This is a genomic window from Pseudocitrobacter corydidari (assembly GCF_021172065.1).
GTDB lineage: Bacteria > Pseudomonadota > Gammaproteobacteria > Enterobacterales > Enterobacteriaceae > Pseudocitrobacter > Pseudocitrobacter corydidari.
Genome location: NZ_CP087880.1, coordinates 68,251 through 89,063, shown reverse-complemented (window position 1 = coordinate 89,063; position 20,813 = coordinate 68,251). Strand labels below are relative to the sequence as shown.

Annotated in this window: 16 protein-coding genes, 1 tRNA gene, 2 rRNA genes and 1 other annotated feature; of the genes, 7 read left to right on the top strand and 12 right to left on the bottom strand. The window is 53.2% G+C overall.

The annotated features are described in order from the left end of the window. Positions 1 to 54: 54 nt before the first annotated feature. The 6 genes from G163CM_RS00390 to rluD form a co-directional block, all read right to left on the bottom strand. Positions 55 to 2,961: ribosomal RNA gene (locus G163CM_RS00390) — 23S ribosomal RNA — on the bottom strand. 193 nt (positions 2,962 to 3,154) lie between these two features. Continuing rightward, a tRNA-Glu gene (locus G163CM_RS00385) sits at positions 3,155 to 3,230 on the bottom strand. An 85-nt stretch (positions 3,231 to 3,315) separates the two neighbouring features. Beyond that, positions 3,316 to 4,857 (bottom strand): 16S ribosomal RNA (locus tag G163CM_RS00380). Together the 16S and 23S rRNA genes with 1 tRNA gene alongside form the textbook arrangement of a ribosomal RNA operon. 409 nt (positions 4,858 to 5,266) lie before the next feature. Then, positions 5,267 to 7,840 carry an ATP-dependent chaperone ClpB gene (clpB, locus tag G163CM_RS00375; protein ID WP_149461738.1) on the bottom strand — a complete coding sequence of 858 codons (2,574 nt, stop codon included), beginning with the start codon at positions 7,838 to 7,840 and terminating at the stop codon, positions 5,267 to 5,269. A gap of 128 nt (positions 7,841 to 7,968) precedes the next feature. Further along, positions 7,969 to 8,700: a purine nucleoside phosphorylase YfiH gene (gene yfiH, locus G163CM_RS00370; RefSeq protein ID WP_231826479.1), complete on the bottom strand. Its 732-nt coding sequence runs from the start codon at positions 8,698 to 8,700 to the stop codon at positions 7,969 to 7,971. Then, a complete protein-coding gene (gene rluD / locus G163CM_RS00365; RefSeq protein ID WP_231826478.1) occupies positions 8,697 to 9,677 on the bottom strand; it encodes a 23S rRNA pseudouridine(1911/1915/1917) synthase RluD in 981 nt (326 codons plus the stop codon). Before rluD ends, yfiH begins: the two co-directional genes overlap by 4 nt. Before the next feature lie 132 nt (positions 9,678 to 9,809). Here rluD and bamD point away from each other — a divergent pair, with 132 nt between their 5' ends. From bamD to pheA, 4 genes are all read left to right on the top strand, one after another. After that, positions 9,810 to 10,553, top strand: coding sequence for an outer membrane protein assembly factor BamD (gene bamD, locus G163CM_RS00360; protein ID WP_015963371.1), 744 nt, complete (start codon positions 9,810 to 9,812; stop codon positions 10,551 to 10,553). A gap of 268 nt (positions 10,554 to 10,821) precedes the next feature. Next, positions 10,822 to 11,160 (top strand): ribosome-associated translation inhibitor RaiA, encoded by a 339-nt coding sequence (gene raiA / locus G163CM_RS00355; RefSeq protein WP_015963370.1) that lies wholly within the window; start codon positions 10,822 to 10,824, stop codon positions 11,158 to 11,160. A 107-nt stretch (positions 11,161 to 11,267) separates the two neighbouring features. After that, positions 11,268 to 11,393, top strand: a sequence feature (Phe leader region). Beyond that, positions 11,269 to 11,316, top strand: a complete 48-nt coding sequence (gene pheL, locus G163CM_RS00350; RefSeq protein WP_199538682.1) for a pheA operon leader peptide PheL — start codon at positions 11,269 to 11,271, stop codon at positions 11,314 to 11,316. It overlaps the preceding feature by 48 nt. 31 nt (positions 11,394 to 11,424) lie before the next feature. Continuing rightward, positions 11,425 to 12,585: a bifunctional chorismate mutase/prephenate dehydratase gene (gene pheA, locus G163CM_RS00345; protein WP_015963369.1), complete on the top strand. Its 1,161-nt coding sequence runs from the start codon at positions 11,425 to 11,427 to the stop codon at positions 12,583 to 12,585. Here pheA and G163CM_RS00340 read toward each other — a convergent pair. The 3 genes from G163CM_RS00340 to aroF all read right to left on the bottom strand — a co-directional run bounded on the left by G163CM_RS00340 (position 12,582) and on the right by aroF (position 15,746). Continuing rightward, the gene (locus G163CM_RS00340) at positions 12,582 to 13,454 is read right to left on the bottom strand and encodes an SMP-30/gluconolactonase/LRE family protein (RefSeq protein WP_231826477.1); all 873 of its coding nucleotides are present in this window, start codon (positions 13,452 to 13,454) and stop codon (positions 12,582 to 12,584) included. The genes pheA and G163CM_RS00340 overlap by 4 nt on opposite strands. A gap of 90 nt (positions 13,455 to 13,544) precedes the next feature. Next, positions 13,545 to 14,666, bottom strand: a complete 1,122-nt coding sequence (tyrA, locus tag G163CM_RS00335; protein ID WP_231826476.1) for a bifunctional chorismate mutase/prephenate dehydrogenase — start codon at positions 14,664 to 14,666, stop codon at positions 13,545 to 13,547. Between the two features lie 9 nt (positions 14,667 to 14,675). Beyond that, positions 14,676 to 15,746: a 3-deoxy-7-phosphoheptulonate synthase AroF gene (aroF, locus tag G163CM_RS00330; RefSeq protein ID WP_015963366.1), complete on the bottom strand. Its 1,071-nt coding sequence runs from the start codon at positions 15,744 to 15,746 to the stop codon at positions 14,676 to 14,678. 436 nt (positions 15,747 to 16,182) lie between these two features. Here aroF and yfiR point away from each other — a divergent pair, with 436 nt between their 5' ends. Genes yfiR through G163CM_RS00315 form a run of 3 tightly spaced genes read left to right on the top strand, consistent with a single transcriptional unit; the run spans position 16,183 to position 18,464 of the window. Further along, entirely contained in the window at positions 16,183 to 16,752 is a 570-nt protein-coding gene (gene yfiR, locus G163CM_RS00325) for a regulatory sequestration protein YfiR (RefSeq protein ID WP_231826475.1), read from the top strand. Further along, a complete protein-coding gene (gene dgcN / locus G163CM_RS00320; RefSeq protein ID WP_015963364.1) occupies positions 16,745 to 17,965 on the top strand; it encodes a diguanylate cyclase DgcN/YfiN in 1,221 nt (406 codons plus the stop codon). Before yfiR ends, dgcN begins: the two co-directional genes overlap by 8 nt. A gap of 16 nt (positions 17,966 to 17,981) precedes the next feature. After that, positions 17,982 to 18,464 (top strand): OmpA family protein, encoded by a 483-nt coding sequence (locus tag G163CM_RS00315; RefSeq protein WP_231826474.1) that lies wholly within the window; start codon positions 17,982 to 17,984, stop codon positions 18,462 to 18,464. A gap of 3 nt (positions 18,465 to 18,467) precedes the next feature. Here the strand turns inward: G163CM_RS00315 and G163CM_RS00310 are convergent, their stop codons facing one another. The 3 genes from G163CM_RS00310 to rplS form a co-directional block, all read right to left on the bottom strand. Then, positions 18,468 to 19,838, bottom strand: coding sequence for a PepSY-associated TM helix domain-containing protein (locus G163CM_RS00310; RefSeq protein WP_231826473.1), 1,371 nt, complete (start codon positions 19,836 to 19,838; stop codon positions 18,468 to 18,470). A 56-nt stretch (positions 19,839 to 19,894) separates the two neighbouring features. After that, positions 19,895 to 20,293, bottom strand: a complete 399-nt coding sequence (locus G163CM_RS00305; protein WP_231826472.1) for a DUF2946 domain-containing protein — start codon at positions 20,291 to 20,293, stop codon at positions 19,895 to 19,897. Between the two features lie 132 nt (positions 20,294 to 20,425). Beyond that, positions 20,426 to 20,773: a 50S ribosomal protein L19 gene (gene rplS, locus G163CM_RS00300; protein WP_002914145.1), complete on the bottom strand. Its 348-nt coding sequence runs from the start codon at positions 20,771 to 20,773 to the stop codon at positions 20,426 to 20,428. Positions 20,774 to 20,813: the final 40 nt, after the last annotated feature.

Genomic DNA, 20,813 nt, shown 5'->3' with positions numbered 1-20,813 from the left:
TGTTATCAAGCTGAAACTGATGTCTGTCTTCCGCCAAAACATCTTCGGCGTTGTAAGGTTAAGCCTCACGGTTCATTAGTACTGGTTAGCTCAATGCATCGCTGCACTTACACACCCAGCCTATCAACGTCGTCGTCTTCAACGTTCCTTCAGGACTCTTAAAGAGTCAGGGAGAACTCATCTCGGGGCAAGTTTCGTGCTTAGATGCTTTCAGCACTTATCTCTTCCGCATGTAGCTACCGGGCAATGCCATTGGCATGACAACCCGAACACCAGTGATGCGTCCACTCCGGTCCTCTCGTACTAGGAGCAGCCCCCCTCAATTCTCCAGCGCCCACGGCAGATAGGGACCGAACTGTCTCACGACGTTCTAAACCCAGCTCGCGTACCACTTTAAATGGCGAACAGCCATACCCTTGGGACCTACTTCAGCCCCAGGATGTGATGAGCCGACATCGAGGTGCCAAACACCGCCGTCGATATGAACTCTTGGGCGGTATCAGCCTGTTATCCCCGGAGTACCTTTTATCCGTTGAGCGATGGCCCTTCCATTCAGAACCACCGGATCACTATGACCTGCTTTCGCACCTGCTCGCGCCGTCACGCTCGCAGTCAAGCTAGCTTATGCCATTGCACTAACCTCCTGATGTCCGACCAGGATTAGCTAACCTTCGTGCTCCTCCGTTACTCTTTGGGAGGAGACCGCCCCAGTCAAACTACCCACCAGACACTGTCCGCAACCCGGATCACGGGTCTACGTTAGAACATCAAACATTAAAGGGTGGTATTTCAAGGTTGGCTCCATGCAGACTGGCGTCCACACTTCAAAGCCTCCCACCTATCCTACACATCAAGGCTCAATGTTCAGTGTCAAGCTATAGTAAAGGTTCACGGGGTCTTTCCGTCTTGCCGCGGGTACACTGCATCTTCACAGCGAGTTCAATTTCACTGAGTCTCGGGTGGAGACAGCCTGGCCATCATTACGCCATTCGTGCAGGTCGGAACTTACCCGACAAGGAATTTCGCTACCTTAGGACCGTTATAGTTACGGCCGCCGTTTACCGGGGCTTCGATCAAGAGCTTCGCGTTGCCGCTAACCCCATCAATTAACCTTCCGGCACCGGGCAGGCGTCACACCGTATACGTCCACTTTCGTGTTTGCACAGTGCTGTGTTTTTAATAAACAGTTGCAGCCAGCTGGTATCTTCGACTGATTTCAGCTCCATGAGTAAATCACTTCACCTACATATCAGCGTGCCTTCTCCCGAAGTTACGGCACCATTTTGCCTAGTTCCTTCACCCGAGTTCTCTCAAGCGCCTTGGTATTCTCTACCTGACCACCTGTGTCGGTTTGGGGTACGATTCAATGTTACCTATAGCTTAGAGGCTTTTCCTGGAAGCAGGGCATTTGTTACTTCAGCACCGTAGTGCCTCGTCATCACGTCTCAGTGTTAACAGAAGTCCGGATTTACCTAAACTTCCCACCTACACGCTTAAACCGGGACAACCGTCGCCCGGCCAACATAGCCTTCTCCGTCCCCCCTTCGCAGTAACACCAAGTACAGGAATATTAACCTGTTTCCCATCGACTACGCCTTTCGGCCTCGCCTTAGGGGTCGACTCACCCTGCCCCGATTAACGTTGGACAGGAACCCTTGGTCTTCCGGCGAGCGGGCTTTTCACCCGCTTTATCGTTACTTATGTCAGCATTCGCACTTCTGATACCTCCAGCATGCCTCACGACACACCTTCAACGGCTTACAGAACGCTCCCCTACCCAACAACACTTAGTGTCGCTGCCGCAGCTTCGGTGCACAGTTTAGCCCCGTTACATCTTCCGCGCAGGCCGACTCGACCAGTGAGCTATTACGCTTTCTTTAAATGATGGCTGCTTCTAAGCCAACATCCTGGCTGTCTGAGCCTTCCCACATCGTTTCCCACTTAACTGTGACTTTGGGACCTTAGCTGGCGGTCTGGGTTGTTTCCCTCTTCACGACGGACGTTAGCACCCGCCGTGTGTCTCCCGTGATAACATTCTTCGGTATTCGCAGTTTGCATCGGGTTGGTAAGTCGGGATGACCCCCTAGCCGAAACAGTGCTCTACCCCCGAAGATGAGTTCACGAGGCGCTACCTAAATAGCTTTCGGGGAGAACCAGCTATCTCCCGGTTTGATTGGCCTTTCACCCCCAGCCACAAGTCATCCGCTAATTTTTCAACATTAGTCGGTTCGGTCCTCCAGTTAGTGTTACCCAACCTTCAACCTGCCCATGGCTAGATCACCGGGTTTCGGGTCTATACCCTGCAACTTAACGCCCAGTTAAGACTCGGTTTCCCTTCGGCTCCCCTATTCGGTTAACCTTGCTACAGAATATAAGTCGCTGACCCATTATACAAAAGGTACGCAGTCACCTAACAAGTAGGCTCCCACTGCTTGTACGTACACGGTTTCAGGTTCTTTTTCACTCCCCTCGCCGGGGTTCTTTTCGCCTTTCCCTCACGGTACTGGTTCACTATCGGTCAGTCAGGAGTATTTAGCCTTGGAGGATGGTCCCCCCATATTCAGACAGGATACCACGTGTCCCGCCCTACTCTTCGAGTTCACAACATATGCATTTTGGTGTACGGGACTTTCACCCTGTATCGTGCGACTTTCCAGACGCTTCCACTAACACACATGCTGATTCAGACTCTGGGCTGCTCCCCGTTCGCTCGCCGCTACTGGGGGAATCTCGGTTGATTTCTTTTCCTCGGGGTACTTAGATGTTTCAGTTCCCCCGGTTCGCTTCATTACGCTATGTATTCACGTAATGATAGTGTGACGAATCACACTGGGTTTCCCCATTCGGAAATCGCCGGTTATAACGGTTCATATCACCTTACCGACGCTTATCGCAGATTAGCACGTCCTTCATCGCCTCTGACTGCCAGGGCATCCACCGTGTACGCTTAGTCGCTTAACCTCACAACCCGAAGATGTTTCGTAAAACACCATCAGTGTTGCGAAAATTTGAGAGACTCGAACACACTTAAATAGTGTGTCGTTTCAATTTTCAGCTTGATCCAGATTTTTAAAGAGCAAATATCTCAAACAAGACTTAACAGTCTGTTTTGAGATATGACGGTCGGCGACTTTCACTCACACATACCAGCAAGTGGCGTCCCCTAGGGGATTCGAACCCCTGTTACCGCCGTGAAAGGGCGGTGTCCTGGGCCTCTAGACGAAGGGGACACTGAAGTCTCAATCGCAAGACGCCTTGCTATTTACTTTTCATCAGACAATCTGTGTGAGCACTTCAAGGAACGGTTCTTTAAGGTAAGGAGGTGATCCAACCGCAGGTTCCCCTACGGTTACCTTGTTACGACTTCACCCCAGTCATGAATCACAAAGTGGTAAGCGCCCTCCCGAAGGTTAAGCTACCTACTTCTTTTGCAACCCACTCCCATGGTGTGACGGGCGGTGTGTACAAGGCCCGGGAACGTATTCACCGTAGCATTCTGATCTACGATTACTAGCGATTCCGACTTCATGGAGTCGAGTTGCAGACTCCAATCCGGACTACGACATACTTTATGAGGTCCGCTTGCTCTCGCGAGGTCGCTTCTCTTTGTATATGCCATTGTAGCACGTGTGTAGCCCTACTCGTAAGGGCCATGATGACTTGACGTCATCCCCACCTTCCTCCAGTTTATCACTGGCAGTCTCCTTTGAGTTCCCGGCCTAACCGCTGGCAACAAAGGATAAGGGTTGCGCTCGTTGCGGGACTTAACCCAACATTTCACAACACGAGCTGACGACAGCCATGCAGCACCTGTCTCACGGTTCCCGAAGGCACCAAAGCATCTCTGCTAAGTTCCGTGGATGTCAAGAGTAGGTAAGGTTCTTCGCGTTGCATCGAATTAAACCACATGCTCCACCGCTTGTGCGGGCCCCCGTCAATTCATTTGAGTTTTAACCTTGCGGCCGTACTCCCCAGGCGGTCGACTTAACGCGTTAGCTCCGGAAGCCACGCCTCAAGGGCACAACCTCCAAGTCGACATCGTTTACAGCGTGGACTACCAGGGTATCTAATCCTGTTTGCTCCCCACGCTTTCGCACCTGAGCGTCAGTCTTCGTCCAGGGGGCCGCCTTCGCCACCGGTATTCCTCCAGATCTCTACGCATTTCACCGCTACACCTGGAATTCTACCCCCCTCTACGAGACTCAAGCTTGCCAGTTTCAAATGCAGTTCCCAGGTTGAGCCCGGGGATTTCACATCTGACTTAACAAACCGCCTGCGTGCGCTTTACGCCCAGTAATTCCGATTAACGCTTGCACCCTCCGTATTACCGCGGCTGCTGGCACGGAGTTAGCCGGTGCTTCTTCTGCGAGTAACGTCAATTGCTGTGGTTATTAACCACAACACCTTCCTCCTCGCTGAAAGTACTTTACAACCCGAAGGCCTTCTTCATACACGCGGCATGGCTGCATCAGGCTTGCGCCCATTGTGCAATATTCCCCACTGCTGCCTCCCGTAGGAGTCTGGACCGTGTCTCAGTTCCAGTGTGGCTGGTCATCCTCTCAGACCAGCTAGGGATCGTCGCCTAGGTGAGCCGTTACCCCACCTACTAGCTAATCCCATCTGGGCACATCCGATGGCAAGAGGCCCGAAGGTCCCCCTCTTTGGTCTTGCGACGTTATGCGGTATTAGCTACCGTTTCCAGTAGTTATCCCCCTCCATCAGGCAGTTTCCCAGACATTACTCACCCGTCCGCCACTCGTCAGCAAAGCAGCAAGCTGCTTTCTGTTACCGTTCGACTTGCATGTGTTAGGCCTGCCGCCAGCGTTCAATCTGAGCCATGATCAAACTCTTCAATTTAAGTTTGATGCTCGTGAATTAAACTTCGTAATGAATTACGTGTTCACTCAGAGACTTGGTATTCATTTATCGTCTTGCGACGTTAAGAATCCGTATCATTGAGTGCCCACACAGATTGTCTGATAAATTGTTAAAGAGCAGTGCCGCTTCGCTTTTTCTCAGCGGCGCGGGGTGTGCATATTACGCCATCCCGCTACAGAGTCAAGTTTTATTTTCACTCTGTTGACCCGGCGGCATGTTGGCCGTTGTTCCGTGTCAGTGGGGGCGCATTATAGGGAGTAATTGAGATCTCGCAAGCATAAAATACAAAAAACTTTTTACTCGCTCACTTTTCATTCAACTTACTTATTTTTGCCTGGTTTATAAACAAAAACGAGCCCCTGAGGGCCCGTTTTTGCATTTTTGTGACTTACTGCACTGCCACAATATGATCGTCTTTAACGTCCAGACGTATCGTTTTCCCCGGAACCAGCTCACCGGAAAGGATTTGCTGCGCCAGCGGGTTTTCAATTTGCTGCTGAATAGCACGTTTCAACGGACGCGCGCCATATACCGGGTCATAACCGTTTTTACTCAACAGATGCAGCGCCTCATCGGAAATCTGCGTTTCATAACCGCGCTCTTCCAGACGTTTGTACAGACGTTGCAGCTGAATCTGTGCAATGGAAGCAATGTGTGCTTCACCCAGCGGATGGAACACAACCACTTCATCAATACGGTTGATGAATTCCGGACGGAAGCTCTGACTGACCACGCCCAGCACCAGATCTTTCATGTGTCCGTAATCCAGCTCGCCAAAGCGTTCCTGAATCAGATCGGAACCCAGGTTTGAGGTCATAATCACCACCGTATTACGGAAGTCGACCGTTCTCCCCTGCCCGTCAGTCAGACGACCATCATCCAGCACCTGCAGCAGAATGTTAAACACATCCGGGTGCGCTTTCTCAACTTCATCCAGCAGGATGACCGAGTAAGGGCGACGACGAACGGCTTCGGTCAGATAGCCGCCTTCTTCATAACCGACATATCCCGGAGGCGCACCGACCAGACGAGACACAGAGTGTTTCTCCATAAACTCGGACATATCGATACGCACCATCGCGTCGTCGCTATCGAACATAAAGTTCGCCAGCGCCTTACACAGCTCCGTTTTACCAACACCGGTCGGCCCCAGGAACAGGAACGAACCGATTGGACGGTTAGGATCGGAAAGCCCAGCACGGCTACGACGAATCGCGTTCGATACCGCTTCCACCGCTTCGTTCTGACCAATCACCCGGCTATGCAGGTCTTGCTCCATCCGCAGCAGTTTTTCACGTTCGCCTTCCAGCATGCGCGCAACCGGGATCCCGGTCCAGCGTGCCAGCACTTCGGCGATTTCCGCATCCGTTACACGGTTACGCAGCAGACGCATGGTTTTGCCTTCAGACTGAGTCGCGGCAGCAAGTTGTTTTTCCAGTTCCGGAATTTTACCGTACTGCAGTTCAGACATCCGCCCCAGGTCACCCACGCGGCGCGCCTGCTCGATGGCGATTTTCGCCTGTTCGAGCTCTGCTTTAATCGTCTGCGTACCGGAAAGTGAGGCTTTCTCCGCCTTCCACTCTTCTTCTAATACCGAATACTGGCGTTCTTTGTCTTCCAGCTCTTCATTCAGCATATCGAGACGTTTCAGGCTGGCTTCGTCAGACTCTTTCTTCAGCGCCTGCTGTTCCAGTTTCAACTGGATGATACGACGATCGAGGCGGTCGAGTTCTTCCGGCTTCGAGTCAATCTGCATACGAATGCTGGACGCCGCTTCATCGATCAGGTCAATCGCTTTATCCGGCAGCTGACGGTCAGCAATATAACGATGCGATAACGTTGCCGCTGCGACGATAGCCGGGTCGGTGATCTGCACGTGGTGGTGCAGTTCATAACGTTCTTTCAGACCACGCAGGATCGCGATGGTATCTTCAACGGACGGTTCTGCTACAAACACTTTCTGGAAACGACGTTCCAGCGCCGCATCTTTTTCAATGTACTGACGGTATTCATCCAGCGTCGTGGCACCCACGCAGTGCAGTTCACCACGGGCCAGCGCCGGTTTCAGCATGTTCCCGGCGTCCATTGCGCCATCGGCTTTCCCTGCGCCCACCATGGTGTGCAGCTCATCGATAAACAGAATGACGTTGCCTTCCTGTTTCGACAGATCGTTCAGCACGCCTTTGAGACGTTCTTCAAACTCACCGCGATATTTCGCCCCGGCCACCAGCGCGCCCATATCCAGCGCCAGTACGCGGCGGCCCTTCAGCCCTTCCGGCACTTCGCCGTTCACGATACGCTGCGCCAGCCCTTCGACGATCGCCGTTTTACCGACGCCAGGCTCACCAATCAGCACCGGGTTATTTTTAGTACGGCGTTGCAGCACCTGAATGGTGCGGCGAATTTCTTCATCACGACCGATGACCGGATCAAGCTTGCCCTGCTCGGCACGCTCGGTCAGATCGACGGTATATTTTTTCAATGCCTGACGTTGGTCTTCGGCATTTTGATCGTTCACGCTCTCCCCTCCGCGCATCTGTTGAATCGCCTGAGTAATGTTGGCAGTCGTCGCCCCTGCGGATTTCAGCAGGTCGGCCAGTGAACCGCGAGACTCAAGCGCGGCCAGAACAAACAGTTCTGACGAAATAAAGTTGTCGCCCTGTTTTTGCGCCAGCTTGTCGCAAAGATTCAGCACACGCACCAGATCCTGTGAAGGCTGGACGTCGCCGCCGGTGCCTTCCACCTGAGGTAATCGGCTTAACGCCTGATCGATAGCCGTGCGAAGCTGGCCCGCATTAATGCCAGCAGTGGTTAACAAAGGACGAATCGAACCCCCTTCCTGATTCAGTAAGGCGCTCATTAAATGAAGTGGTTCGATAAACTGGTTGTCGTGCCCCAGTGCGAGAGACTGGGCATCGGCGAGAGCAAGCTGGAATTTGTTAGTAAGACGATCCAGACGCATAATTCCTCCCATAACAGGTCAATTTTGCTACTGGAGATTAAATGAGGTCATCCCTCAATTATTCAAGGTTAATGACCTGTTTAATGCGAAAAATAAGTCAGCCTTCTGGATCGTCTTGATTCTTTAGGTTATATCAGCCAAATGAAACTTGCCATACGACCCGTAGTACGGTCACGACGATATGAGAAAAAATCATCGTTTTGGCTGAAGGTACAGCGGTCACCGCCGTAGATGCGCTGCACACCGACATTTCCCAGACGCTGACGCGCCAGTAGATAAATATCAGCATAGTACTTTTCGCCCGCTGCGCGGAACGCGGCGTCAGCCTGATGGTCTTTCGCCATGAAGGCGTCGCGCACTTCCGGCCCCACTTCAAACGCCGTTGGGCCAATCGCCGGGCCAAGCCACGCCAGGATATTTTCAGGGCGATCGTTAAAGCAGGCAACCGTCTCTTCCAGCACGCCTTCACACAGCCCGCGCCAGCCCGCATGCGCCGCAGCGACTTCGGTTCCATCGAGATTACAGAACAGAACCGGCAGACAATCGGCGGTCATCACCGCACAAACGGTGCCCGGCGTATTGCTGTATGAGGCATCGGCACGTTTCGATTCATACGGCCCGCCGCTTAAGCGCAGCACATCTTTACCATGAACCTGTTCAAGCCAGACCGGTTTAGAGGGTAAGCCGCCCGCCGCAAACAAGCGGCGGCGATTCTCTTCTACATCGTCTGGATTATCACCGCAATGCGCGCCGAGATTCAGAGAATCGTAAGGCGCTTGACTCACACCGCCTTTACGGGTGGAACTACAGGATGCCACGCCCTTCGGCTGCGGCCACTGCGGGATAATCAATGACGTCATAACCAGTCCACATCGTCCTTATGTTCTTCGAAATCGGCGCGCATCGCGTCGATAAGATCGACCATATCCTGCGGGATAGGCGCATGCCATTCCATCTCGATACCTGTGATCGGATGATAAAGACGCAGCATAGTGGCATGCAGTGCCTGACGGTCAAATTTACGCAGTGCGGAAATGAACTCATCCGACGCGCCTTTCGGTGGACGCGGACGCCCGCCATAAACCTGATCGCCCACCAGCGGGTGCGTGATATGGGCCATGTGCACGCGGATCTGGTGCGTACGTCCTGTTTCAAGACGCAGCCGCAGACGCGTGTGCACACGGAAGTGTTCCATGATGCGATAGTGCGTGACCGCCGGTTTACCCATTGGGTGCACCGCCATATGTGTACGTTTGGTTGGGTGACGGCTAATTGGTTCTTCAACCGTACCGCCCGCCGTCATATGACCAATCGCCACCGCTTCATATTCACGGGTGATTTCGCGCAGCTGCAGCGACTCCACCAGACGCGTTTGCGCCGGAACGGTTTTCGCCACGACCATCAGGCCGGTGGTGTCTTTATCCAGACGATGGACAATCCCCGCACGCGGTACATCGGCGATCGGCGGATAATAATGCAACAGCGCGTTCAGTACCGTGCCGTCCGGGTTACCGGCGCCAGGGTGAACCACCAGATCGCGCGGTTTGTTGATGACGATGATGTCATCATCTTCATAGACGATGTTCAGCGGGATATCCTGAGGTTCAAAGCGAATATCTTCATCAATTTCAGCGTTGATCGCGACGGTCTCGCCACCCAACACTTTTTCTTTCGGTTTGTCGCAAATTTGACCATTAACCTGCACACGCTGGTCAAGAATCCATTCTTTTATGCGAGATCGCGAATAATCAGGGAACAATTCGGCCAAAGCTTGATCTAAGCGTTGACCCAGTTGATTTTCTAAGACCGTTGCGGTGAGTTCTACTCGTTGTGCCATATACAGCTTCTTCGTTAACGTTGGGTTTTTACGGCTTCGCCGTTTAATATAGTGTGCTATTGTAGCTGGTCTTAATCGGGAACAGGAACTGCGAATATCCCGTACAAACATTTTGAGGAAAGTCAAAACGTCATGACGCGCATGAAATATCTGGTGGCAGCGGCCACGTTGAGCCTGGCTTTGGCGGGGTGCTCTGGTTCAAAGGAAGAGGTGCCTGATAATCCGCCTAACGAAATCTACGCAACTGCTCAGCAAAAGCTGCAGGACGGTAACTGGAAACAAGCGATAACGCAACTGGAAGCGTTGGATAACCGTTATCCGTTTGGCCCGTACTCTCAGCAGGTGCAGCTGGATCTGATCTACGCGTACTACAAAAATGCCGATCTGCCGTTGGCTCAGGCCGCCATTGATCGTTTTATCCGTCTTAACCCGACGCACCCGAACATTGATTATGTCATGTATATGCGTGGCCTGACCAATATGGCGCTGGATGACAGCGCACTTCAGGGCTTCTTCGGGGTTGACCGTTCTGACCGCGATCCGCAGCACGCGCGTGACGCCTTCAATGACTTCTCTAAGCTGGTTCGCGGCTACCCGAACAGCCAGTACGTCACGGATGCGAACAAACGTCTGGTGTTCCTGAAAGATCGCCTGGCCAAGTACGAGCTGTCGGTCGTTGATTACTACACTGACCGTGGCGCATGGGTTGCCGTGGTGAACCGCGTTGAAAACATGCTGCGCGATTTCCCGGATACACAGGCCACCCGCGATGCGCTGCCGAAGATGGAAAACGCGTACCGTCAGATGCAAATGACGGCGCAGGCAGACAAAGTAGCGAAAATCATTGCGGCAAACAGCAGCAGCACGCAATCCTGATTTCGAACGCAAGCAAAACGGCAGCCCTGGGGCTGCCGTTTTTTTATCCGTTTCACCTGCCCGCTGAACCGCTTTAGCGGCAAGTCATCTCATCAAATATGACCGCCTTTTTCCTTTTCGACAAGGAAAAGATCGCCTGTTCCTGCCCTGCCTCACAAAACAGTTTCCTTGACAAAAAGTGACAAAAAAACGTGATTTAAATCACACATTTTGACATTAGGAAAGGTATGCTGGAATCACCAAGACGGAAAGACAAGAGGTAAAATTTATGACAATGAACATTACCAGCAAACAAATGGAAATTACTCCGGCCATCCGCCAACATGTCGCAGACCGTCTAGCCAAATTAGAAAAATGGCAAACTCATATTATTAACCCGCACATCATCCTGTCCAAGGAGCCGCAGGGTTTTATCGCTGACGCCACCATGAATACGCCAAACGGGCTTCTGGTTGCCAGCGCCAAGCACGAAGATATGTATGCAGCAATCAACGAATTGATCAACAAGCTGGAACGGCAGCTCAACAAGGTGCAACACAAAGGGGAAGCCCGTCGCGCCACAACATCGGTGAAAGACGCAAGCTTCGAAGAAGTTGAAGAAGAGTAAAACTGAACTTTGAGTGTATCGCCAACGCGCCTTCGGGCGCGTTTTTTATTGACAGAAGGAAAACGGAGCAGGTACTGTTACCAGACACACTGTAAGGAATCATCATTCGTGAAATCTGTTCTGTTTTTCTTCGCATTCTTTTTTACCTTCCCCTGAACGGGAGGCGTTTCGTCGTAAGATAAAGAATGCGAAGACGAACAATAAGGCCTCCCACTCCGGGGGGCCTTTTTTATTGGCAAAATTGATAACAATAAAGGCACAACTATGACAGCGGAAAACCCGTTACTGGCTCTGCGCGACAAGATAAGCGCGCTGGATGAAAAATTACTGACGCTGCTGGCCGAGCGTCGTGGTCTGGCGGTGGAAGTGGGCAAAGCGAAGCTGGCCTCCCATCGCCCGGTACGCGATATCGACCGCGAGCGTGACCTGCTGGAACGTCTGATTGCGCTGGGTAAAACGCACCACCTCGACGCCCACTACATCACCCGTCTGTTCCAGCTCATCATCGAAGATTCCGTTCTCACACAGCAGGCGTTACTTCAGCAGCATCTCAATAAAATCAATCCGCACTCTGCACGTATCGCCTTCCTGGGGCCAAAAGGCTCTTATTCGCACCTTGCGGCGCGCCAGTATGCCGCACGCCACTTCGAGCAGTTTATTGAAAGCGGCTGTGCAAAATTCGCCGATATCTTTAATCATGTGGAAACAGGCCAGGCTGATTACGCCGTGGTACCGATTGAAAATACCAGCTCTGGCGCGATTAACGACGTCTACGATCTGCTGCAACACACCAGCCTCTCGATCGTCGGTGAGATGACGATCGTTATCGATCACTGCGTACTGGTATCCGGGTCAACGGATCTCGATACTATCGACACGGTTTACAGCCATCCGCAGCCGTTCCAGCAGTGCAGCAAATTCCTTGCCCGCTACCCGCACTGGAAAATTGAGTACACCGAAAGCACCTCGGCGGCGATGGAGAAAGTGGCGCAGGCCAACTCACCGCGCGTTGCGGCGCTGGGCAGTGAAGCCGGCGGCGCGCTGCACGGCTTGCAGGTTCTGGAACGTATTGAAGCCAATCAGACGCAAAACATTACCCGCTTCATCGTGCTGGCGCGTAAGGCGATTGATGTCTCAGACCAGGTTCCGGCGAAAACCACATTGCTGATGGCGACCGGGCAACAGGCGGGCGCACTGGTAGAAGCGCTGCTGGTGCTGCGTAACCATCATCTGATCATGACCAAGCTGGAATCCCGTCCGATTCACGGTAACCCGTGGGAAGAGATGTTTTATCTCGATATTCAGGCCAACCTGGAATCGGAATCGATGCAAAAAGCGCTCAAGGAGCTGGGCAAAATTACCCGCTCCATGAAAGTGCTGGGTTGTTATCCGAGCGAGAACGTCGTGCCGGTTGACCCGGCTTAACGCTCGATAAACGGTAACTTCTTCATTCCTGCCACGTTCACTGGCAGGGTGAAGATGGCACCGGATAGCGGATACTGCGCCACTTCTGCCGCCGACATATTTTCCCGCGTGGTAGTAATAAAAAGCGTGCGCATATCCGCCCCGCCAAAACAGACCATCGTCGGGCAACGCACCGGCATCCGGTACTCTTCCAGTTGTTCGCCTTGAGGGGAGAAACGCGCAATGCGCCAGCCATCAAACAGCGCACTCCAGTAACAGCCCTCTTCATCTACCGCCGCACCGTCCGGGATCCCCTCTCCGGACGCAAACTGGTGGAAGATTTCACGGCTGCCAGGCTCACCCTCGTCATCAAGCGGCGTTCGATAAATCACACCGTTCGGCGTATCCGATGTGTACATCCAGCGTTTATCCGCGCTGAATGCCAGGCCATTGGCACCGTGGATATCACACTGCACCACCTTCGGCTGCAAATCATTATCGACGCGTACCAGCAGCGCGCCGTTGTAATCGCCCGGCCCCCAGAAGGTTCCTGCATAGAAACGTCCGTCCCGGTCCGTGCCGCCGTCATTAAAGCGCGCCAGCGCCGGGTTGCTGGGGTTATCGCAAATTTTACGCACCAGCAGGCCATGTTTATCCGCCAGCCAGATGGCGCTTCGCAGCGCCACAATAAACCCACTTTTTTCGCGCAATGCAAAACAACCGACCTCTTCAGGAAACTGTAAAACCTGATGCTCGCCGCTTTGCGGATGATAGCGGTGGATTTCGTATTCCAGGATATCGGCCCAGTACAGCGCCTGCTCCGATTCACTCCAGGTGGGGCATTCCGGTAAATGTCCGGCGTAATCAAACAGCGGTTGTGGCTCAGTCATGCGTCTCATCCCTATAAAAAAAGCCAGCGGGTTCCCCCACTAGCTTTTAAGTATATACAGAATTTGTTAACGCTATGTGTGACCGCGCTCTTAGGCCCGACTGTCGTTGGCCTGGCGCAGCAATGTGCGGCTTTCACTCTGGAAGCGCTGTGCGTAATCACCAAACCAGTGCTCCACTTTGCGGAAGCTGTCGATGAATGCCTGTTTGTCACCCTGCTCCAGCAGGCTGATGGCTTCGCCAAAACGCTGATAGTAACGTTTAATCAGCGCCAGGTTATTGCCGGAAGACATAATAATGTCGGCGTAAAGCTGCGGATCCTGGGCAAACAGTCGGCCCACCATCGCCAGTTCCAGGCGATAGATAGGCGAAGAGAGTGCCAGCAGTTGTTCCAGCTGAACATTTTCCTCAGCCAGATGCAGGCCGTAAGCAAAGGTCGCGAAGTGGCGCAGCGCCTGAATAAAGGCCATGTTCTGATCATGCTCGACAGCGCTAATGCGATGCAAACGCGCGCCCCAAACCTGAATCTGTTCAAGGAACCACTGGTACGCTTCCGGCTGACGCCCGTCGCAGTAAACCACCACCTGTTTTGCCAGACTACCGCTGTCCGGCCCGAACATCGGGTGCAAGCCAACAACCGGGCCCGGATGCGCTTCCAGCATCGCCTGTAACGGCCCGGCCTTCACCGATGCCAGGTCAACCAGAATGCAGTCGGCAGGCAACGGCGGCAGCTTCGCGATGATCTGCTCGGTGACGTGAATCGGCACGCTGACAATCACCATGCCCGCATCGGCGACAATCTCCTGCGCTCGCGACCAGTCGTCACGTTCGAGGATGCGCACCTGATAGCCGGACAGATTCAGCATTTTTTCAAACAGCCGTCCCATCTGCCCACCGCCGCCGACGATCACGACAGGGCGCAGACCAGGATGCAGCGTTTTGAAGCCTTTATCGTTTTCGCTGGAGTACGACTCGCGCATCACACGACGCAGCACATCTTCAATCAAATCGGGCGGAACGCCAATCGACGCGGCCTCTTCCCGACGCGAGGCAAGCATCGTCGCTTCACGCTCGGGAACGTAGATCGGCAGGCCATATTTGCTTTTGACCTCGCCCACTTCAGCCACCAGTTCCAGACGGCGCGCCAGTAAACCCAGCAACGCCTTATCTACTTCATCAATTTGATCGCGCAGCGCGGTCAGTTCAGCAACCATACAATCCTCTTACGCCAGTCGTGCTGCCAGATGGCCACGTAAATCCTTGTCTAACTCACGCAGCAGCGCATCGGTGGTTTCCCAACTGATACAGGCATCGGTAACCGAAACGCCGTACTTCATATCGCAGCGCGGCTGTTCAGAAGACTGATTGCCTTCGTGAATGTTACTTTCAATCATCAGACCGATAATCGAACGGTTACCGTCTTTGATCTGAGCGACAACGGATTCTGCCACCGCAGGCTGACGGCGGTAGTCTTTATTGGAATTCCCATGGCTGCAATCTACCATCAGCGACGGTTTCAGTCCCGCCTGTTCCATCTCTTTTTCACACTGGGCGACATCTTCCGGCCCGTAGTTCGGTGATTTACCGCCGCGCAGAATCACATGACCATCCGGGTTACCCTGAGTTTGCAGTAAGCAAACCTGGCCGGCCTGGTTGATACCCACAAAACGGTGCGGCATGGCAGCCGCGCGCATGGCGTTGATAGCGGTGGCCAGCGAGCCATCAGTACCGTTCTTAAAGCCTACCGGCATAGAAAGACCAGAGGCCATTTCACGGTGGGTTTGTGATTCGGTGGTACGCGCACCGATTGCAGACCAGCTAAACAGATCGCCCAGGTATTGCGGGCTGTTCGGATCCAGCGCTTCCGTTGCCAGCGGCAGGCCCATATTAACCAGTTCCACCAACAGACGACGCGCAATTTTCAAGCCGCCTTCCACGTCAAACGAACCGTCCATGTGCGGGTCGTTGATCAGACCTTTCCAGCCAACGGTCGTACGTGGTTTTTCAAAATAGACGCGCATCACCAGGTAGAGGCTATCGCTGACCTCCTCGGCAAGGCTTTTAAATCGACGAGCATATTCGATGGCCGTTTCAGGGCAGTGAATCGAGCACGGGCCACAGACAACCAGCAGACGAGGATCGCGCCCGGCGATGATGTCAGAGATGGTTTTGCGTGACTGCGCGATTTGCGCTTCCTGTTCAACACTCAGCGGGAATTCCGCTTTGAGTTGTTCTGGGGTGATCAGAATTTGTTCATCGGTAATATGTACGTTATTCAGCGCGTCTTTTTGCATGGTGGCTTACCTGTATAGCTCGTTTGCGATAGTGGTTTCCTCGGTGAGGTGAAATAACAATATCATAAAAAGTAAAGTTTTCAATCCAAATTCCGTAAATATTACTTTACACATACCTGTTTCAGGCAAATTTTACCGCTTTAAACAGTAAACATATCGTTACAATCAACAAACTTTGATGTTAACCCTCTGGTAACCGCGCTCGTGGAGATAACTGGCTGACCCGCTTGCCAGGTCTCCTTAACATCTCTGAAATTGCAAACTGAGTGCCTGTAAAATCAATTAACTAAGAGATATCCTTACTTTTAATATATTTATTTCTAAGCATGTGATCGCCACCAAATCATTCATCTGAGATTTAACTTAATTAATACGTAATCCATTTCATGATCTAATGACGGGTCGGGTGAAAAATGATAGTCTGCACTGAGAAATTATGGACGCAGAAATCAAAGCTTTACGGCGGATTCCGATGAGCAACCCGTTCTTAAAACTTTCATACCCGCTTTTGCTGGTATTGATATTTTTTTCTATTAGCAGACCTCTTCTTGCCGCTGCGCTAACTGATATGGATAAATCGGTACGTTCAATGGTTTCCGGTATTATCAGCTACACCCGCTGGCCGCAGCCTGAACAGCCGCCAACGCTCTGCGTTTTTAGCACCGCGCGTTATCGCGACGCGTTGAGCGCAGCCGAGGGACTGCCCGTTACCTATCATCCGGTAATGGTGCATTCCCGCCAGGATGTTCTTAATGCTGGCTGTGCTGCTATCTATTTTGGCTCGGAATCACCTGAACAACAGGTGGAATTACAAAATATGCTTAACGCGAGGCCAACATTATTAATTTCCGAACAAAACGCCGAATGTCGTATTGGCAGTTCCTTCTGTCTGCTATTCAATACCGATAAAGTGACATTCGCTGTAAACCTCGATTCCCTTTCTCGTAGCGGTGTCAGGGTCAATCCGGATGTTTTGATGCTCGCACGGAATAAGAATCATGAATAAGGACTATTCAACCCCACCGCGCCCAACGTTTAAGCGCACGCTCCGGCGTATTAGCGTCACCAGTGTATTTATTACTATGACGCTGATTTGGCTGCTATTGTGCGGCGCATCCATTGTGACGCTGAAGCAGTACGCGCAGAAAAATCTTGAGCTGACCGGTTCGACCATGAGTCATAGCCTGGAAGCAGCACTGGTCTTTAAGGACAATACCGCCGCCAATGAAACACTGGCGATGCTGGGCAAACAGGGGCATTTCGCCACCGCAGAAGTGGTGAGCACGGGTAATAAGCGCTTTGCGTACTGGCACTACAATGCGTCTGCCGAGCGGGACACGCTGAACAGGTTAGTCAGCCAATGGTTATTTCCTTTACCTGTCACGCAGCCCATTACTTACAACGGTCAGACCATTGGTGAGTTACGCTTAACGGCCCGCGACAGTTTGATCAGCCATTTTATCTGGTTATCACTTGGCGTCCTGACCGCCTGTATCGTCTTTGCATCAGCGGTCGCCCTGCTTATTACGCGCCATCTGCACGAAGGCGTGGTCACCGCCCTGCAAAGCATTACCGATGTGGTGCATGATGTGCGTACGAATCGTAACTTCTCTCGCCGCGTCAGCGCCGAACGCATTGATGAATTTCACCGTTTCGCCCTCGATTTCAACAGCCTGCTGGACGAAATGGAGGAGTGGCAGCTCAAGCTACAGGCCAAAAATGCCCAGCTCCTGCGCACCGCGCTGCATGATGCGCTGACAGGTCTGCCCAACCGCGCGGCGTTTCGTAGCCGCATTGCCTCGCTGATGGATAACCCGCAGATGAAAGCCAGCTCGGCGCTACTGTTCCTCGATGGCGACAACTTTAAACGTATCAATGATACCTGGGGCCATGCCGCTGGCGATTGCGTGTTGATCGACGCGGCGAAGCGGTTGATGGAGTTCAGCGGGAATCGCCATGCAGCGTATCGTCTGGGTGGCGATGAGTTTGCGGTGATTTTATCGGGCGTGAACAGCGAAGATGAAGTCCAGCGGATCTGCGCCGCGCTGTCGCAGCAGTTCATTCGCCCCTTTGATTTACGCAATGGGCATTATGTGCCGCTGTCACTGAGCGTCGGCTATGCCTTAACGTGGGAACATAATTCCGTCGAAGATTTACAGGAACTTGCCGATAAGAACATGTATGTCATGAAAAATCAGCGTTCCAAAAACTCATTATGAGAAGCAAGGAAAGAGAATGTTAAAGCGTTACATCGCCGCCGCGTTGCTATCGACCACTCTGCTGGCAGGCTGCCAGGCCCCGCAGGGGAAATTTACGCCAGAGCAGGTTGCAGCCATGAAATCATACGGTTTCAGCGAAACCAATGGCGACTGGTCACTCGGCCTCTCTGATACCATTCTGTTCGACAAAAATGATTTCCGCCTGCGTGCAGATAGCCAACAGCAAATCCACACCATGGCCGCGCGCCTGGCATCGACCGGGATCACGCATTTGCGTATGGACGGACACACGGATAACTACGGGGAAGCGAGCTATAACGAAGCCCTCTCCCTGAAACGCGCCAACGCCGTCGCCGATAGCTGGGCGGAAGGTGCTCGTATTCCGCGCAGCAACCTGACCACCCAGGGCCTGGGACAGAAATATCCGGTTGCCAGCAATAAAACCTCGCAAGGGCGCGCCGAAAACCGCCGCGTCGCGGTGGTGATCAGCGCCCCTTAAGGCTTATTGGACTGGCTGCGTTTGCGTCGCTCCCTGATGACTCCGCCAGCGAAGCCAGTCGATGGCCACAAACAGCAACAGACTGACGCCCATCACCGGTAGCGCCAGCCCCAACAGAATAGCTATCGCAAGCGTCGTCAGACGTCCTGCCAGGGATAACGCCAGCCAGCTCTGAGACAAAGTCTGAAGCGGACTCGCAGCCGCCTGCGCCGGACGCTTAATCCACCACAGTCGATATCCCATCACGATCGCCACGCACAGCGCCAGCCCGAAAGCGATCAACAGCAGCTGATTAGGCAAACCAAATAAAATCCCCATATGGAAATCGACACCCCAGCGGGTCAGCTTCGCCATCAGTGGGAAATCAGCAAAACGCGTGCGGTCGAGGATCGCTAGCGATGCGCCATCTACCGCAACGGCATCCACCTGGGTCGGCCAGCGACGATCGATTTCCGTTACCGTCCAGGCGCGGTCCTCACTGCGCGGCGGGCGAATCTCCAGCAACGACGCATCAATACCCGCTCGCTGTGCCGCAGTGAGTACGGAATCAAACTTTTCTCCGGCGATAACCGGCGGCGACATGCCTGGCATTGCTGCCATATGGCCTTTATGTTCCGCATGCGGGTCTGCCATTTCCATTTTGCCGTGCAGCTGCGTGTTCACCTGTGGCGTCATCCAGCCGAATGCCGCACGCATTTTATCGACGTTGCCGCCCGCCCACTGCGACCAGGTCAGCCCGGTTGCGGAGAAGAGCAGCATTCCCGCCAGCAGTACCCAGCCAAGCGTGACGTGGACACGACGCGTGTTCTGGAAACGGTTGTTAATACGACGTTTTGGTCGGGTAACGGCCCACAGCGCAATACCGCCCAGCGCTGCAACCCACATCCACGATGCCGCCAGCTCGCTGTAAAGACGCCCCACATCGCCCAGCAGCAGTGAGCGATGGGCGTAATCAATCCACTGACGCAGCGGCAATATACCGCTGGTGCCGTAAACGGTCATATCGCCCGTGATTGCCAGCGTCACCGGGTCGATAAAAATCGCCCGGTTTTCAGACTCGCCGAGCGAAGGATCGGCGAACATCACCCGGGTGGTTTCCCCGGCAGTCAACGCCGGGCGAACCGCATGCAGACGAAGTTCCCCGCCGGAAACCTGCTGCGCAACCGCGATTTGATCGGCCAGTGCGTGACGTTCTCCGCTCATTGTGCCGTGCAGCGCGTGCTGGTAGAGCCTGTTTTCCAGCTGTGGCGTGGCGACATACAGCGTGCCGGTTAACGCCGCCACGAAGATAAACGGCCCAACAAACAGGCCAATGAAAAAATGCAGGCGACGCAGCAGGTGTACCCATGCCGCCCGTGAGGTGCAGGTTGTCATACTTTTCCTTAATGCAGACGAAAAGAGTCGTGGCGCATGACGCCATTTATTATGTTTTAACGAGGAAAAGCAGCCAGACGCGGCGGCGCGCGAGTATCAGGGAAAAGCCAGGGGAAATAGTGCCAGTGCTTAACAGCAGGCCGCGTCAGTCTTACACAGCAGCGCAGCAGCAACCCGCACAGCAGAATGACCAGCGCCAGAATCAGCCCCGGTACGTGCGCCATTAAAACGCAGTAGCCGCAGGCTTCTGCGTGGTCGACCGGCATACTCTGCGAAGAGGAGTGATGCTCCGCATCCATACTCATTGCATGATGCATACCGGGCATCGCGCTCATCGGATCTTTTTGCAGCGACACGGAGACGAGCGGTGCCACGATAATCAGCGCAATAGCAAACAGCGCGAACCAGGCCGCGTGCCGTTTTAGCGCTATACCATGAAACCGATTACTGCTCACAATACCCTCCGATAAGGAGCGGATATTGTAAATGAATTATCTCAAAACAGTTAACACGAAGTGCCCAGTGCGAAAAAAAAGGGCCAGCCTTTCGGCCAGCCCTTTTCTAACAGGATGTCGCTTACGCGAATCTTAGTTAAGACGCTCTTTGATACGAGCAGACTTACCAGTACGTTCACGCAGGTAGTACAGTTTAGCTTTACGCACAGCACCACGACGTTTAACAGCAATGCTGTCAACAACCGGAGAGTGAGTCTGGAAGACACGCTCAACGCCTTCGCCGTTGGAAATTTTGCGAACAGTGAATGCAGAGTGCAGACCGCGGTTACGAATAGCGATAACCACGCCCTCGAATGCCTGCAGACGTTTTTTGGAACCTTCAACAACCCATACTTTCACTTCCACGGTATCACCCGGACGGAAGGAAGGTACGTCCTGCTTCATCTGTTCTTGTTCAAGTTGCTTAATAATGTTGCTCATAATTTAATCTCTTATCCTGGGTAAACTGATATATCGGGCG